We start from the raw sequence: 15,663 nt of genomic DNA on the forward strand, positions 1-15,663 counted from the left end.
TCGGTACGTCATTTCGTCAGTCCGAGCAGTGCGGCGGTGAGCCCGTAATCGGGTCCGAAGTCCTGCATGTTTCCGGTGCGGCAGCCGTCGGCCTTCATCTGGATGCGTTCGCAGAACAGGCTGACGATCTCGCCCGACAGCGCGGTGCCGATCACCGCGTGCAGCCGGACGTACCCGTGCTCGCGGTTCACGATGCCATCGATGTTCTGCATGACCATCGGCGCCACGTCGACGACCTCGGTGATGCCGTAGGCGTTGTCGCGCAGCTGCTGGGTCACGTTGGTCAGGCCGGTCATGGTGCCCGACAGCTGGTCCTGGTACTGCGTGAGCGTGGTGCTCGTGTTGCGCAGGAAGGCGAGCAGCTGATCGAGCGTGGCCTGCAGGCCGGGCGCCTGATCGGCGAGCAGGCCGGTCATCTGGGTCACCCGGTTGCTGAAATCGCGCACCGACTGGTCGTTCTCGGCCAGCATGGTGGTGAGGTCGTTCAGCTTGATGATGATGCTGGAGATCGCGTCCTTGTTGTCCACACCGACCTTCAGCGCGCTGGACAGTGCGTTGAGGGTGTCGCGGATCTTCTCGCCGTTGCCGTTGAGCATGGGGTAGAGCACCCGGCCCGACAGCGGTCCGATGCCCTCCTGGCCCGGCTCCGGCTTCAGCGCCGCGGCGAACTGGTCGATGGTCTTGATCATCGTGTCCAGCTCGACCGGCGTCTTGGTGCGGGCCTTGGGCAGGTGCGCACCGTCGCTCAGGGCTGCGCCACCGGTGTAGACGGGGGTGAGCTCGATGTGCCGGTCGGTGACGATGGACGGGGAGATGATCGCGGCGATCGCGTCTTTCGGGATCTTCATGTCCTTGTCGATGGACATGTGCACCTCGATCAGGGTGCCCTTGGGCACGATCTTGTCGACCTTGCCGACATCGAGCCCGAGCACCGTGATCGGATTGCCCTCGTAGATGCCCGCGATGTTGTCGAAGTCGGCGGTGATCTGCAGGGTGGTGCCCAGCGCGTCGTTCACCGAACTCGGCAGCAGCGAGCAGCTGCCGACGGTGAGCGCGGCGGCGCTGATCATGAGCGTCTTCGCGATGGTCCTCAGCGGAAAGCCCGTGCGGAATTTCATCCCTGGCACCCCTCGATCACTTGGGCGAAGCACAACCAGTTGTCCGGGAAGAGCCACGGCAGGCCGACGTCACCGTACGGACCGCTGCCGCCCCACGAGTTCGCCAGGTAGCGCACGGTCGGCGGCATGAGCGACAGCATCCGGTCCAGGTTGTCCTTGTTCTTCTGCAGACCCTCGGCCATGGTGTTCAGCTGCGCGATCGTCGGGCCGAGCTGCTCGTTGTTCTCCGCGCCGATCACCTCCAGCTGCTTGGTCAGCGCCGCGACGTTGTCCAGCAGCTGGCGCAGCAGCGCCTGGCGCTCCATCACCCGATTGGCGATGGCCTCGCCCTGGGTGATCACCAGCAGGATGCTGTTGCGGTTGTCACCGAGAATCCTCGTGACCCGGTCCAGGTCCTTGAGCAGGCTGTCCACCTCGGCCTTGCGGCTGTCGATCACCTTCGCCAGCGCGCCGACGCTGTCCAGCGCCTGCGCGGTGAGCTGCGGTGACCCGTTCATCTGCTCGTTGATCAGGTTCAGCGAGTCGGACAGCTTCTTGGTGTCGAGCGCCTCGAACTTCGGGGTGCCGATCTGCACCACGTCGGCCAGGTTGTACGGAACCGCGGTGTTGGACACCGGGATGCGCTTGCCCTTCAGTCCCGAGCCGTCACCCGGCTCGAGGTCGACGTACCTGGCCCCGAGCAGCGTGGCCATCTTGATCGAGGCGCGGGCGTCCGGCCCGAGTTTCACGTCGTCGCTGACGCTCAGCGTGAGCATCACGTGACTGCCTTCGATCTCGGCGCCGACCACCCGGCCGGAGGCCACCCCGGCGACGTTCACCTTGTCGCCGACTCTGATGCCCGCGGCCTGCACGAATTCGGCCTTGATCGACTGCTCGCCGACGCCGATGAGTTTGTAGACGCTGGACACCAGCAACAGCGCCACGATGAGGACGCCGCCGATGATGCCCAACCAGAAGTTCCGGTTGCTCTCGAACCTGGACCTGAGCTTCGTCATCATGGGCGGCACACCGCCGAGTGCGAGGTGCCACCGATCTGGGAGAACAAACCGCGCGGGAAGAGGACGCCGTAGAGCGACAGGTCCAGACCGCACAGGTAGGCGTTGGCGTAACCGCCCTCGGAGGTGTGCCTGCCCGCCGCCGACAGGACGTTCGGCAGGTCGATCGCCGCCTGGTCGAGCTTGGCGCCGTTGTCGATCAGCAGCGTCAGCGCCGCGCTGGTGGAGTTCTGCGCGGTGCGCAGGCTCGGCTGGATCTGGTCCATCATGCCGACCAGCGACGTGGTGGCGCTGGCGATCTGCTCGGTCGAGGAGAGCAGCGACTGCCCTTGCTCGTACAGCCCGCCGATCAGGGCCCGGGTCTGGGTCACCAGGGTCTCCAATTCATCACCTCGTTTGGCCAACCCGGACATCACGCCCGACAGGTTGGTAATCACATCGGACAGGATCGCGTCCCTGCGCTGGAAGTCGGTGGCCAACTGGGCGGCCTGGACGATGAACGCGCTCAACGAGACGCCGTCACCCTGCAACGCCTGGATGAAGGTCTCCGACAGCCGGTTGACCTGCTCGGGCTGCAACACCTGGAACAGCGGCTGGAATCCGTTGAGCAGACCCGACACGTCGAACGACGGCTCGGTCCGATCGATCGGGATCGAACCGTTGTTCTTCAACGGCGCGGGGTTCGGCGTCTTGCCCGGAGCCAGCGCCACGTACCGCTGACCGATCAGGTTCTGGTAGCGGACCAGCGCTTTCGTGTCGCTGTAGATCGTCTGGTCGCGCTGCACGACGAAGGTGACCTTCGCGACCGACTTCTTCAGTTTCGCGTCGCGGTCCCGCTCGATCTTCTCGACCTTGCCCACCCGCACGCCCGCCATGCGCACGTCGTCGCCCTCGTGCAGACCGAGCACGTCGGAGAACGTCGCGGAGTAGGTGTAGGTGTCACCGCTGACGATGCGTGCCAGCGTGTTCCACACCAGCACCGTGACCAGGACGGACACGATGGCGAAGATGCTGAATCCGATCAGCGGTTTGCGGATGCTCATCGTCGGGCACCGTTGTCGGACACCTGCATGGTTCCGCCCTTCAGAATCGAGCTCAGCAGCAGATACTCGGCGGTGGTCGGCTTGCGGCCGAGCAGCGCGGTGATCGCCGAGTCGCCTCGGTAGGAGATCGGCGCGGCCGACGGCGTGCCCTCGGGCGCGGCGGCCGGAGCCGCGGGCGCCGGCGCTGCGGCAGGCGGGAGCAGGCCCGGCGGCAGCATCGGGAACAGGCCCTCGAGCGGGGTGCCCGCGAACGGAGCGGGTGCGCCGCCGGTGGGAGCGGCCGCGGTGGCGCGGTTCGGGTCCGGGGTGGTGACGCCGGGAATCAGCGGCAGGCCGGGCATCGGCACCACTGGCGGCAGTCCGGCGGCCGACTCCAGCGCCCGCGGCTTCAGCTGTTCGGGCAGCTCGCCGACATCCGCGACGGCGGGAGCGGTGAAGCAGCTCGGGCCGGCCATCTCGCCGTAGCGCGGGCAGTCCGCCACGGTGTAGGGGCGGTACGGGGTGAGCGTGATACCGGCATCCCAGACCTGCTGCTTCTGCGGACCCCAGGTGAACGTGGTGTCCATCCGGCGCATGGTCTCGCTCAGGTTGAGCAGCGTCCTGGTGATCGCGTCCGGGTCCGCGGCGAGGGCGCCGAACATGTCGTTCGTCCCCGCGGTGACCTCGATACCGACGTTGGGATTACGGGCGAACAGGTCGTTCACCGTGTCGATGGTCCCGCTGGTGCCGGTGATCAGCGAGACCAGCTCGCTGCGGCGGTCGGCGATGGTGCGCGCGGTCTGCACCGAGCTGCCGAGCACGTCGACCAACTCGGGCGCCGACTGGTTGAGCGCGTTGAACGACGCGGAGAAGTCGCCGAGCAGCACACCGAGATCGGGAATCGACTCGTCGACCGCCAGCAGCCAGCGGTCCAGCCGCTCGACGGTGGAGCCGGGCATCCGGCCGCTGCCGTCCAGCGCCTGCGACAGGGTGCCGAGCACCCGGCCGAACTGCACCGGGTCGATCTTGTCGAGGATGTTGCGGACCGTGGTGAGCGTGTCCTGCAGCGCGATGGTGCCCTTGCTGCGGTCTTCCTCGATGACAGAGCCCTCGTGCAGGTACTGGTCGGCGGGGCCGTTGAAGACGAGTTCCACGGAGGTGACGGCGAACAGGTTGCTCGGCACCACGCGAGCGGTCACGTTGGCCGGGATGTCGTCGGCGAACTCCGGCTTCATCTCGATGCGGACCTTCTGCAGCTCGCCCTTGGCCGCGATGTCGACGGTCTTCACCGCGCCGACGAGCACGCCGCGGAACTTGACGTCGGCCTGCTCGGGCAAACCGTCACCGGTGGTGGTCAGGTTCGCCGTGACATTGACCTTCTCCTGGAAGTACCCCTGGTAGCGCAGCATCAGGAAGCCGAGCACCAACGCGAACACGACCAGACCGCACACGCCTGCGATGAGCAGCTGCCGCATCGTGGGCCCGCGCCCACTGGGATCGATGATCATCTGGTCTCTACCCCGAGATTCGGATGCCTGGGTTGATGCCCCAGATCGCCAATGTCATGAACAGGTTCGCGAAAACGACCGCGATGATGCACATCTTGATCGCGCGGCCCGCGGCCACACCGACGCCCTCGGGGCCACCGGAGGCGAAGAAGCCGTAGTAGCACTGGATGAACGTGGTGATCGCTACGAACAGAATCGCCTTGATCAGCGAATAGATGACGTCGGTCGGGACGAGGAACTGATAGAAGTAGTGCTGGTAGGTGCCGGTGGCGGTGCCGCCGATCAGCTGCACGGTGAGCGCGCAGGAGACGTAGGCCATCGTCAGCCCGAGGCAGTAGAGCGGGATGATGGCCACCATCGCCGCGAACATCCTGGTGCTGATCAGATACGGCAGCGGCCGGATGGCGATGGATTCCAGCGCGTCGATCTCCTCGGAGATGCGCATGGCGCCCAGCTGCGCGGTGAACCGGCAGCCCGCCTGGGCGGCGAAGGCCAGTGTCGCGAGCAGTGGGCCGAGTTCGCGGGTCGTCGCGAACGCCGAGATCGCACCGGTGATCGGACTCAGGCCGAGCAGGTTCAGCGAGTTGTAGCCCTGGATGCCGACCGTCATGCCGCCGAAGGCGCTCAGGATGACGACGACGCCGATGGTGCCGCCACCGACGACGAGATTGCCGTTGCCCCAGGTGACGTCCGAGAGCAGGCGCCAGACTTCCTTGGGGTAGTGCTTGAGCGCCAGCGGGATCGAGCCGATCGAGCGCAGCAGGAAGAACACCTGGTGGCCGAGCCGGGCGAGCAGATCGACCGGTGCCTGCGCGGATTTCCGGAACGCCTGGAGAGGCCGCAGCAGCGGCGGTACATAGGTTGATGACACCGGCTCAGACCACCTGTGACGGGAATAGTGCGTTGTAAACCTGGGTGATGATGAGGTTCACCCCGAACAGCATGATGGCGGAGCTCACCACTGCGGAATTCACCGAGTTCGCGACACCACCCGGGCCACCCCGGGTGTTCAATCCGGTGTCGCAGGCGATGATTGCCGCGAGCAGACCGAAAATCAGCGATTTGACCAGCGCGACAAGAAGATCAGTGGTCACGGCGAACGATGAGAAGGTGCCGACATAGGAGCCCGGCGTACCGTTCTGCGCGAAGATATTGAAGATGTAGCCGGTCAGGAAGCCGACGAAGACAACGAAGCCGCACAGCAGCACACTCACCAGCATCGCGGCGCCGAGGCGCGGCGCGACCAGCCTGCGCATCGGGTCGACGCCCATGACCTTCATGGCGTCGATCTCTTCGCGGATGGTGCGCGAGCCGAGGTCGGCGCAGACCGCCGAACCGACCGCGCCCGCGATCATCAGCGAGGTGACCAGCGGGGCGCCCTGCTGGATGATGCCGAGGCCGTTGGCGGCGCCGATGAACGAGGTGGCACCCACCTGGCCCGCCACCGAGCCGACCTGGATGGAGACGATCACGCCGATCGGAATGGCGACCAGCAAGGTCGGCGCCGCCGAGACGCTGGCCATGAACGCGCATTGCCGGACGAACTCGCCGAACGGAAAGCGCCTGCGGAAAATCGACACGAACAGCTCGGCGACCGCCGCGAAACCCATCGTGATCTGCCTGCCGAAGGTCTCCAGCGAACGCTTCGGATGATCTTGCCAGTAAGACCTCGTCCAATCGACCGCATCACTGAACCGTGACCCTGATGGTGGACTCTCGGTCGACTGCACTGGCTAACCCTCCTCGACGCCGGTTGGCTACCCCGGCGACTCGTTTGCTTGACGCACCTTACTACGGAGTAGTGCAGAACACACCACCGACTTGTGACCGCAGTCATAGATGTCGCTCACCGTCGCGGTAAAGGCCGCAAGACATTGGGAACGTCCCCAAAGATAGCGACCCGACCTCTGGCACAAGCTACAGCCCCATCTGCGCGAATGCCGGTTCTATACCGGCGGTTGCGAATTATTTCGGAGGATTCTCATCGAAAATCGAATTTGTTTCCGAGGACCAGCACAACGACTCTTTACTATCACTCGAGCACTAATGGACACGAGATTTTCACAATTGCGATAGCGAAATGCTATTGGCCCGTAAGATACATTTGGTCACAGATGTATGAAATAGGGTTGAAGCGCGGAACAGTGGGGACAACCCGGTAGTAGGTGACGCGCCCGAGGTCGATTACTGACACGATGGGTGCGACAGATTGATATCGTGCGGGCTTCCGACGTCTGGAGGGACATGTTCAGCAAACTCGCCAAGGTGGCCAACGCCGCCTTCGCCGTCGCCCTGGGCGCGGCGCTGCTCGGCACGGGCGCTGGGGCCGCTAACGCCCAAACGGGCCCGCCGGTGTTGGGCGGTGGATCCGGCATCATCATCGACAACCAGTTCGAGTGCACGGTCACAACTGTCGGCCACGACAACGCGGGACGTCTGGTCGGACTGACCGCGGGGCACTGCGGCGACCCGGGCGCACAGGTGTACGCCGAGGCCGATCGGGGCGCGGGCGTGATCGGCCGGTTCGCCTACTCCAACCATGATCTCGACTACGCCGTCATCCAATTCGATCCGGGCAAGATCACTCCGGTGAACCGGGTCGGCAACGTCACCATCACGGGAATCGGCGGACCGGCCACCTTCCCGCAGATCGTGTGCAAGGAAGGGCGCACCACCGGCAATACCTGTGGTATCGCCTGGGGCGACGTATTCCGGACGAACGTCGAGACCTGGAGCCAGATGTGCGTGGTGGAAGGCGACTCCGGTGCGCCGGTCGTCGTCGGCAGCACGCTGGTGGGCATGGTGAACGCCTACCTGGCCATCGCTTGCTTCGGTCCTGAGGTCGGTACCAACTTGAGCGCGGTCATGGCCGACATCAACGCACGCGGCGGCGTCGGCGCGGGTTACGTCCCGATCTGATCGGACACCACCCGATGAGCGGCCCGAACGGACAGCGATCCGTTCGGGCCGCTCATTTTTCGCTCGACGCCGGGGCGAGCGCCGGACCCGCGACCGCGCACTGCGGCATGCAATCCACATTGTCCAAGGTCGCCGGGCGCCGCTCGGGACGCAGCAGCACCGCGGCGAGCATCGCGCCGAGCACCAGCAGTCCGACGCACAGCCACATCGCGGTGGCGAAGCCGTCGTCGAAGGCGGCCGGATCGCCCAGCGCGCCCGAGATGCCCGCCAGGCCGGGCAGCGACGCCACCGCGAGCAGTTGCGCGGTCCGCGCCACGGCGTTGTTCACGCCCGAGGCGATGCCCGCCTCGCTCGCGGGCACCGCGCCGAGCACCGCGCCGGTGAGGGGAGCCACCAGCACCGCGAGCCCCAGTCCGAAGACGAGGACACCGGGCAGCACATCGGTGAGGTAGGTGGTCTCGGGCCCGATGCGCAGCAGCAACACCAGGCCCGCCGCCGCCAGCAACGGGCCCGCGGTCATCGGGATGCGCGGCCCGTGCGCTTGCGCCCAGCGCCCGGCGGGAGCCGAGAGCAGCAGCATGATCAGCGTGATCGGCACGGTCGCGACGCCGGACATCAGCGGCGAGTATCCCGCCACCAATTGCAATTCCAGCACCAGCAGGAAGAACACGCCACCGAGTGCGGCGTAGACCGCGAACGTCACCAGATTCGCCGCGGTGAACACCCGCGAGCCGAACAGCGCGGGCGGCACCAACGGGTGGTCGCTGCGCAGCTCGATCAGGACGAACGCACCCAGCAAGGCGACACCGGCCACGATGAGCAGGGGCATCGTGTCGATCAGTCCGAGGGTCAGCGCACCGAGGGCCAGCGCCACCACCAGCGCGCCGGGCACGTCGAGCCGGGTGGCCGCGTTCGGATCGCGGCTCTCGGGCACATGTCGCAACGCGACCAGCACGACGACCACGGCCAGCGGCACGTTGAGGAAGAAGATGGACCGCCACCCCGCGAGGTCGATCAGCCAGCCACCGAGAAACGGTCCGAGCGCACCCGCCACACCGCCGAAGCCGGACCACAGGCCGATCGCCGCGCCTTGATCGCGCTGATCGATGGACGAGGAGATCAGGGCCAAGCTGCCCGGCATGAGCATGGCGCCCGCGACGCCCTGCAGGATCCGGGCCGCGACCAGCATTTCGATGCTCGTCGCGGCCCCGCACAGCACCGAAGCGATCGCGAAAGCGATGGTTCCGGACACGAAGACGCGGCGGCGTCCGAGCTTGTCGCCGAGCGAGCCGCCCAGCAGGATGAACGAGGCCAGGGTCAGCGTGTACCCGTTCAGGGTCCACTGCAGTCCGGCGACATCGGTTTCCAGCGATTCGCCGATCCGCGGTAGCGCGATGTTGACCACCGTCGCGTCCAGCGAGGCGACCGACGATCCGAGGATGGTGGCCAGCAGAATCCAACGACCGGTGCCCGATTGCAGCCGCGGTAACTCGGTGGCGCTCACCAACCCAACCTAGCGGTCCGCAATGGTCCCGAGGGTCGCGGACTTCCCTGCTGGGATCGACCGACGTCCAGCTTCGTGCGTACCGAGCGAACAGTCGTGCCATCGACACACCAAACAGACAGTGCCACAGATAATTTCCTGGCTGTCGCGGACCTTCGACCGGTAGTCTCCGAGATAGCGCTCAGGGGGAGTGCGTTGATTGAAGGGATCAACATGTTTCGTCGATCTACGGTTCTGACGGGCATCATAGCCGCTCTGGCAATTCCGATACTCGGCACCGCTCCGGCGCAAGCCGACCCGGTCTGGTTCAAAGACCGGTACTCCTGCGAGGAGGAACGGGCGCGACAGAACGCAATGGGGGTTGATGTCGGCGTCTGCAAGCCGGTCCCGAAGTACCAGAACCCCTACCACGGATTCCGGTTCGACAAGTAGCGAATCACGCTGGTCGGCCGAGGTAGCACTGAGCTTCCACTCGTACCCCGGCTGACCAGCTCAAAGCGTTTGGACGCACACCACGAAGCGCCGCTTCTCATAGACGAAGCCAACCCCGCTGGTACATACGTTGACATCATCGGCGTTCTGTTGAATCTTGACGACCTTGACGCCTTCGATACTCGGCTCCGTGCAGTCGATCCGCTTGGGGTCCTCACCGCCCGTATCCATACAGCCGCCGACGACCCAATCGATGTCCAGGCAGTACGCCCCCGTCTCGATTCCGTTGACCGTCTCGGCATAGTAGTTGTCACGGTCGCCCACGCATTGCGAACTCTTCGACTTCTTCTCGACCACCTTGTAGTTTGCGGCGCGGCTACCACAGGATGCTTTCTCAATTGTCGCGTTGGTGGTGGTGCCCCCCAGCGTCACGCAGTCTCCGACGTTCGCGTCGAAGTCGGTGTTGCCGCTCGGCTTGCTCGTGGTCGGCTTGCCAGTGCTCGGCGTCGGCTTGCCCGAGGACGGCTTCGGCGTGCTGGTCACGACCGCGTCGATCGTCCCGTTGTCCACCGCGGGCTGAGCGGTGCCGCTGATTGTGGAACTGCACCCGACCAGCGACAGTCCCGCCGCTATGGCGAACCCGGCAAGGGCGAGACGACCCCAGGTCAGTTGACGAGACACGTACAGTCCTCCCGAGCTGTAACGCCGGCGAACTCACGCCCCCGTAATTCGAAGTTGCCATGGCTGTGCTTGAAATACCACGCCATGAATACACCATCGACCGAGCGCGCGTCGAGCCGAAGCCGGAAACGATCTGCCGCCAACCGGTCTGGGTATGGTGGGATTTCTGGTTCGAGAGGAGTTCCCGGTGAAGCTGATCAGCGCAATCGTCTGCTCGACCGCCGCGATCGGAGGCTCCCTCGTCTCCCCGGGAGTGGCCGCCGCCGCCGACGTGCACTGTCGCTCGGAACGCGGGACCGACGTCACCGTCATCGACGGGGAGACGGCCTGCCGGGCGGCGACCGACAGCTACGGCCGAGCTGGGGCCACCGGCATCGATGGGGTGGGCTATGCCAACGCGACGCTCGGCGCGACGGCCATCGGCATCGGGGCGGCAGGAGGCGTCGGCGCCAGCGAGGGCGCGGGCGGGATGCCCGTGGCGGTCGGCTTCGGCCCCGACGCCGTGGCGCTGACCTCGATCACCGACGCTCCCGAGGCGCGGACGTTCGCGATCTCGATCGCGCTCGAAGGGTCGCGAGCGGGAGTGGAGACCGCCGAACAGGCGGTCGTCTGCCTGGGCGTCGCGGCCTTCGCGTGGAACGCGACCACCGGCGACGCGTGCCTCGCCACGCCTTTCGGGCTCTGGCAGACCCACTGAACGGGTTACCCTGGTTGACCAGCCCGACTAACGGCGGTCAGGAGGTGACCCCATGGTTTCGGCAATGGCGGCGGACGACTTCGAGCCCGCCGATTCGGCGCGCGAGCAACTGGCGGCCCCGCGCGAGATGCTGGTCGACCCGCGTTTCATCCGGCTCGCCGATCAGTTCTTCGGGGTCTTCGCCCAGCCCACGCGCGGTGGCGGCGCACTGGCGGTCTATCTCGACGGCAGACCGGTGGTCGACATCTGGGCCGGCTGGGCGGACAAGGAACGCCGCTGGAACGGCGATACCGTCGCACTCACCTTCTCCACCGGCAAGGGCGTGGCCTCCACCGTCGTGCACCGCCTGGCCGAACGCGGGCTGATCGGCTACGACACGCCGGTCGCCGAGTACTGGCCGGAGTTCGCCGCGCACGGCAAAGACGACATCACCGTGCGCGATGTGCTCTCGCATCGCGCCGGATTGCACCGGGTGCGTGGCCTCGTTCCCGGCCGAGAGGGCATCCTGCACTACGACGCGGTGGTGCGGGCGCTGGCCGACAGCCCGCCGGACCCGCGCCGTATCCGCACCTCCGGCTACCACGCGATCACCTTCGGCTGGCTGGTCGCCGAGATCGTGCAGCGGGCCACCGGCACACCGTTCACCGACGTGTTGCGCACCGAGATCGCCGAGCCGCTCGGCTTGGACGAGTACTGGTTCCGCGTCCCGGAATCCGAACGGCATCGGATCGCCAAGATCTTCCGTCCGCTCGGCCCACCGGGAATCCGCTGGAACACCGCTTCCTCGGTGTTGTCCTGGGTGCGACCCGTGCGCGGGCTCGCCGAGGCGGGCATGCCGGAAAGCTTCGACGAACTGGTCCGTGACCCTCGGGTGCACGACTCGGTCATGCCCGGTTGGAACGGGGTGTTCACGGCACGCGCGCTGGCGCGGATGTACGGCGCGCTGGCCAACGACGGGGTGGTCTACGCAGGCCGACCGGAACGGGGCGCGTCCGGCGCCGGCGCGAGCGGATCGGAGCGCGTCGTGCGGTTCCTGCGGCCGGAGACGATCGCGACCATCAGCCAGGTGCAGCCCGCCCACAGCCGCGACTACGTGCTCGGTGTGCCGATTCGCTTCACCCTCGGCTATCACCGGCCGGTGCTGATGTCCAAGCAGCAGCCACGGAACGCGTTCGGTCATTACGGCGTCGGCGGCTCCGGCGCGTACGCCGACCTGGATCTCGGCATGTCCATCGCGTTCGTGACCAACGGGCTCGGCAGCATGGTGACCGCGCTCGGCGACGCCAGGCTGGCGCGACTGGCCGCCACGGCCCAGACCACGGTGCGCAAGTACAAGCGGATCACCCACTAGCGGGCCTTCCGACGACGCAGGTGGGGAGCCGACGCGCACAACATCGCGACGGTCCGCCTCGCGCGATTTCCCGACGCCCTCTCAGTGAGCTTTGTCACTAACAGGTTTGCGGAGAACCAACTTTCACCCATCTGTCGATCATCATCCGACGGGTGCGCGATGGCCTGACCGGGTGGTTTCACGGCATAGATACCCGCCAGGACCAATTGTGACCCACAGCACAAATCGACCGCGTGACGCATAACTCTGAAACGCGGGTGGCTCGAGCATGCGCCGAAACGGTAGGAAGGGACGAACGGGTCGGGCCGTCAATACCTGTGGGGCGCTCTTCTGGCTCCGCGCCGAAATGAAAGATCTCGCTACGTGCGCTGTCGCGCGCGCGAGAGATGGAATGGACGAGAAACCTATGCATGCCGCTTTGCACACCGCGTCGTTGCCTGCTCACCGTAAGGGAGCTCGGCTAGCCCGTCGGTTGCGCGAGGGCGTCCTGCTGTCCGCCGCGATCGCGGCGGCCGGTGTCATGCTCGTCGCGCCCGCGCAGGCCGAACCGATTCCGGGTATCGACACCGGCTCGGCCGCCGCGGCCACCGAGCCGGCGCCGCAGGCGAACTTCGCCCCGCCCTCGATCAACATCGCCGACGGCGAGGTCGTCGGCGTCGCCCAGCCGATCATCATCACCTTCAAGGAACCGGTGACCGACCACGCCACCGCCGAGCAAGCCATCAAGATCACCTCTTCGAAGCCTGCTCCCGGCCACTTCTACTGGCGCGGCGACAAGCAGGTCCGCTGGCGGCCGGACGAATTCTGGCCGGACAACACCGACGTGCAGGTGCAAGCGGGCGGCACCACCAGCTCGTTCCGCATCGGCGACGCGTTCGTCTCCACCGCCGACGACGAGACCCACACCATCACCGTCACTCGCAACGGCGAGGTGGTGAAGGAGATGCCCACCTCGATGGGCAAGCCCAAGCACGAGACGCCGAACGGCACCTACATCGTCGGCGAGCAGCAGCGCAAGATGATCATGGACTCGTCCACCTACGGCGTGCCGGTCACCGACCCCGAGGGCTACAAGCTCGAGGTCGAGTACGCCACCCGCATCTCCAACAGCGGCATCTTCGTGCACGCCGCTCCGTGGTCGGTCGCCCAGCAGGGCGTCTCCAACGCCAGCCACGGCTGCCTGAACGTCAGCACCGAAGACGCCCAGTGGTTCTTCGAGAACGTGCGCCGCGGCGACCCGGTGATCGTGCAGAACACGCAGGGCGGCACGCTCAGCGCCAGCGACGGCCTGGGCGACTGGAACTAACCGAGCCGCAAGACTCCGGTGTCTCCGGTCTTTGCCGTGACCGGAGACCGGCGGCGCTGATCGCCGCTGGAACTACCAGATCTTCACGCGCTCAGCGGGTTCCAGGTACAGCGCGTCGCCGGGCTTGACGTCGAACGCCTCGTGGAAGCTGTCGATATTGCGCACGACCGCATTGCAGCGGAACTCCGGCGGCGAATGCGGGTCGGTGGCGAGCCGGCGGATGGCCTCCTCCACGCGGGCTTTCGTGCGCCAGACCTGCGCCCAGCCGTAGAACACCCGTTGCAGGCCGGTGAGCCCGTCGATCACCGGCGCGGCGGCGCCGTCCAGCGAGATCTTGTACGCCTCCAGCGCGATGGAGAGACCACCGAGGTCGCCGATGTTCTCGCCGATGGTGAACTGGCCGTTCACGGTGTGCTCGTCGGGCAGTTCCTTGGGTGAGAGCACGTCGTACTGTTCGATCAGTGCGGTAGTCCGTTTGCCGAATTCGGCGCGGTCCTCGCCGGTCCACCAGTCCACCATGTTGCCGTCGCCGTCGTACTTCGCACCCTGGTCGTCGAAGCCGTGTCCGATCTCGTGGCCGATCACCGCGCCGATGCCGCCGTAGTTGGCCGCGTCGTCGGCGTTCATGTCGAAGAACGGCGGACGGAGGATCGCGGCCGGGAAGACGATCTCGTTCATGCCCGGGTTGTAGTAGGCGTTCACCGTCTGCGGGGTCATGAACCACTCGTCCCGGTCGACCGGACCGCCGAGCTTGTTCAGGTCCCGATCGTGCTCGGCCGCGTAACCCCTGCGATAGTTGCCGAGCAGATCTGCCGGGTCGATCACCACACCGGAGTAGTCCCGCCACTTGTCGGGGTATCCGATCTTCGGGGTGAACTTCTCCAGCTTGGCCAGCGCGGCGAGCCGGGTGCCTTCGCCCATCCACTCCAGCTCGGCGATATTGCGGCGGTATGCCTCCTGCAGGTTGGCCACCAGCTCGACCATCCGCTGCTTGGCCTCAGGCGGGAAGTGCTCGGCCACATACAGTTTGCCGACCGCCTCGCCGAGCAGGTCCTGCACCAGCGTGACGCCGCGCTTCCAGCGCTCCCGATTCTCCTCGGCGCCGGTGAGCGTGCGGCCGTAGAAGTCGAAGTTCTCCTCGACCACCGCCTCGGTCAGATACGGCGCACGCGAGCGCAGCACCCGCCAGGCCGCCCAGGCCTGCCAATCCGCGAGCGGCTCCTCGGCCCACAGCCGCGCGAAGGTGCGCAGATAGTCCGGCTGGCGGACCACCAGCTCGGCGAACAACTCGGGCCCGGCCGGGTCGACGCCGTCGGCCAGCGCGGAAGTCCAAGCGGCCCAGTCGAACTCGGGATTCTCGGCGACCAAGGCATCGAACGTGACCAGGTTGTACCTGAGCTCGGCGTCGCGGCGGCGCACCACGTCCCAGTGCCCGGCGGCCAGTTTCCGCTCCAGTGCGAAGATGCGGTCGCCGACGGTGCCGAGGTCACTCGGCAACAGCGCGGCGACGTGGGAGTCGGCGGCGGCCAGGGCGAACATGCGGTTGATGTGCGCGATGTACTTCGCCCGGATCTCGGCGAACTCGTCGGACCGGTAGTACGACTCGTCGGGCAGGCCGATGCCGGACTGGGTGGCATGCACCAGATAGCGGTTGGAGTCCTTGTCGTCGGTGTCGACGAAAACGGCGACGGCTCCACCGACGCCGGTGCGTTGCAACCGGCCGAGCAGCGAGGCGAAAGCCTTCTTGTCGCCGACCTCGGCGATCGCGGCGAGCTCGGTGGCGATCGGCGCGAGCCCGGCCGCGGCCACCGCATCGGTGTCCATGAAGCTGGAGTACAGGTCGCCGATCTTGCGTGCGTCGCTGCCCGGCTCGGCGTCGGCGTCGGCGGCATTCCGGATGATCGCCTGCACGTCCAGCTCGGCCTGGTCGTACAGCGCGCGGAAGGCGCCGTCCACCGCCCGGTCGGCCGGAATCCGGTGCTCGGCCAGCCATTTGCCGTTGACGTGCGCGAACAGGTCGTCCTGCACCCGCACGTCCTGGTCGAGGTGGGACAGATCGATACCGGAAGGACGGGTCGCTTCGGAAGTCACGGTCTCCAGTATGCCGATGTGCCTGCCGGCCGGGCGCCG

13 protein-coding genes are annotated in these 15,663 nt (G+C 66.5%); 4 read left to right on the top strand and 9 right to left on the bottom strand.

All coding sequences use genetic code 11. From position 1 onward, the window contains the following. Positions 1–8: 8 nt before the first annotated feature. Genes LTT66_RS11570 through LTT66_RS11595 form a run of 6 tightly spaced genes read right to left on the bottom strand, consistent with a single transcriptional unit; the run spans position 9 to position 6,373 of the window. On the bottom strand, positions 9–1,118 hold the full coding sequence (locus LTT66_RS11570; protein WP_233066692.1) for an MCE family protein: 1,110 nt from the start codon (positions 1,116–1,118) through the stop codon (positions 9–11). Continuing rightward, the gene (locus LTT66_RS11575) at positions 1,115–2,116 is read right to left on the bottom strand and encodes an MCE family protein (RefSeq protein ID WP_408638776.1); all 1,002 of its coding nucleotides are present in this window, start codon (positions 2,114–2,116) and stop codon (positions 1,115–1,117) included. The genes LTT66_RS11570 and LTT66_RS11575 overlap by 4 nt, the downstream gene beginning before the upstream one ends. Beyond that, positions 2,113–3,156, bottom strand: coding sequence for an MCE family protein (locus LTT66_RS11580; RefSeq protein WP_181721385.1), 1,044 nt, complete (start codon positions 3,154–3,156; stop codon positions 2,113–2,115). Before LTT66_RS11580 ends, LTT66_RS11575 begins: the two co-directional genes overlap by 4 nt. Beyond that, positions 3,153–4,643 carry an MlaD family protein gene (locus LTT66_RS11585; RefSeq protein WP_233066694.1) on the bottom strand — a complete coding sequence of 497 codons (1,491 nt, stop codon included), beginning with the start codon at positions 4,641–4,643 and terminating at the stop codon, positions 3,153–3,155. Before LTT66_RS11585 ends, LTT66_RS11580 begins: the two co-directional genes overlap by 4 nt. A gap of 7 nt (positions 4,644–4,650) precedes the next feature. Then, entirely contained in the window at positions 4,651–5,514 is an 864-nt protein-coding gene (locus LTT66_RS11590; protein WP_043700525.1) for an ABC transporter permease, read from the bottom strand. Between the two features lie 4 nt (positions 5,515–5,518). Next, positions 5,519–6,373 (bottom strand): MlaE family ABC transporter permease, encoded by an 855-nt coding sequence (locus tag LTT66_RS11595; RefSeq protein WP_181721383.1) that lies wholly within the window; start codon positions 6,371–6,373, stop codon positions 5,519–5,521. 514 nt (positions 6,374–6,887) lie between these two features. On the opposite strand from LTT66_RS11595, the gene LTT66_RS11600 reads away from it, so the two are divergent. Continuing rightward, positions 6,888–7,562: a S1 family peptidase gene (locus LTT66_RS11600; RefSeq protein ID WP_181721382.1), complete on the top strand. Its 675-nt coding sequence runs from the start codon at positions 6,888–6,890 to the stop codon at positions 7,560–7,562. 52 nt (positions 7,563–7,614) lie between these two features. On the opposite strand, the gene LTT66_RS11605 is transcribed toward LTT66_RS11600, so the two are convergent. Further along, the gene (locus LTT66_RS11605; RefSeq protein ID WP_233066696.1) at positions 7,615–9,066 is read right to left on the bottom strand and encodes an MFS transporter; all 1,452 of its coding nucleotides are present in this window, start codon (positions 9,064–9,066) and stop codon (positions 7,615–7,617) included. A 492-nt stretch (positions 9,067–9,558) separates the two neighbouring features. Next, positions 9,559–10,179: an LppU family putative lipoprotein gene (gene lppU, locus LTT66_RS11610; RefSeq protein ID WP_233066698.1), complete on the bottom strand. Its 621-nt coding sequence runs from the start codon at positions 10,177–10,179 to the stop codon at positions 9,559–9,561. A 187-nt stretch (positions 10,180–10,366) separates the two neighbouring features. Here lppU and LTT66_RS11615 point away from each other — a divergent pair, with 187 nt between their 5' ends. The 3 genes from LTT66_RS11615 to LTT66_RS11625 all read left to right on the top strand — a co-directional run bounded on the left by LTT66_RS11615 (position 10,367) and on the right by LTT66_RS11625 (position 13,533). After that, positions 10,367–10,876 carry a DUF6764 family protein gene (locus tag LTT66_RS11615; protein WP_233066700.1) on the top strand — a complete coding sequence of 170 codons (510 nt, stop codon included), beginning with the start codon at positions 10,367–10,369 and terminating at the stop codon, positions 10,874–10,876. Between the two features lie 127 nt (positions 10,877–11,003). Next, complete coding sequence (locus LTT66_RS11620) at positions 11,004–12,227, top strand: serine hydrolase domain-containing protein (protein WP_233069142.1); 1,224 nt, start codon at positions 11,004–11,006, stop codon at positions 12,225–12,227. Positions 12,228–12,633: 406 nt separating this feature from the next. Beyond that, positions 12,634–13,533 (top strand): L,D-transpeptidase, encoded by a 900-nt coding sequence (locus LTT66_RS11625; RefSeq protein WP_228820867.1) that lies wholly within the window; start codon positions 12,634–12,636, stop codon positions 13,531–13,533. A gap of 72 nt (positions 13,534–13,605) precedes the next feature. Here the strand turns inward: LTT66_RS11625 and LTT66_RS11630 are convergent, their stop codons facing one another. Further along, complete coding sequence (locus tag LTT66_RS11630) at positions 13,606–15,624, bottom strand: M13 family metallopeptidase (protein WP_233066702.1); 2,019 nt, start codon at positions 15,622–15,624, stop codon at positions 13,606–13,608. Positions 15,625–15,663 lie beyond the last annotated feature (39 nt).

The organism is Nocardia gipuzkoensis, assembly GCF_021183645.1.
Lineage (GTDB): Bacteria > Actinomycetota > Actinomycetes > Mycobacteriales > Mycobacteriaceae > Nocardia > Nocardia abscessus.

What these genes read in the sequence shown, in the direction of transcription:
- LTT66_RS11600 (WP_181721382.1), top strand. Translation starts at nt 6,888, where the DNA reads ATGTTCAGCAAACTCGCCAAGGTGGCCAACGCCGCCTTCGCCGTCGCC.
- LTT66_RS11570 (WP_233066692.1), bottom strand. Translation starts at nt 1,118, where the DNA reads ATGAAATTCCGCACGGGCTTTCCGCTGAGGACCATCGCGAAGACGCTC.
- LTT66_RS11575 (WP_408638776.1), bottom strand. Translation starts at nt 2,116, where the DNA reads ATGATGACGAAGCTCAGGTCCAGGTTCGAGAGCAACCGGAACTTCTGG.
- LTT66_RS11585 (WP_233066694.1), bottom strand. Translation starts at nt 4,643, where the DNA reads ATGATCATCGATCCCAGTGGGCGCGGGCCCACGATGCGGCAGCTGCTC.
- LTT66_RS11625 (WP_228820867.1), top strand. Translation starts at nt 12,634, where the DNA reads ATGCATGCCGCTTTGCACACCGCGTCGTTGCCTGCTCACCGTAAGGGA.
- LTT66_RS11580 (WP_181721385.1), bottom strand. Translation starts at nt 3,156, where the DNA reads ATGAGCATCCGCAAACCGCTGATCGGATTCAGCATCTTCGCCATCGTG.
- LTT66_RS11620 (WP_233069142.1), top strand. Translation starts at nt 11,004, where the DNA reads ATGCTGGTCGACCCGCGTTTCATCCGGCTCGCCGATCAGTTCTTCGGG.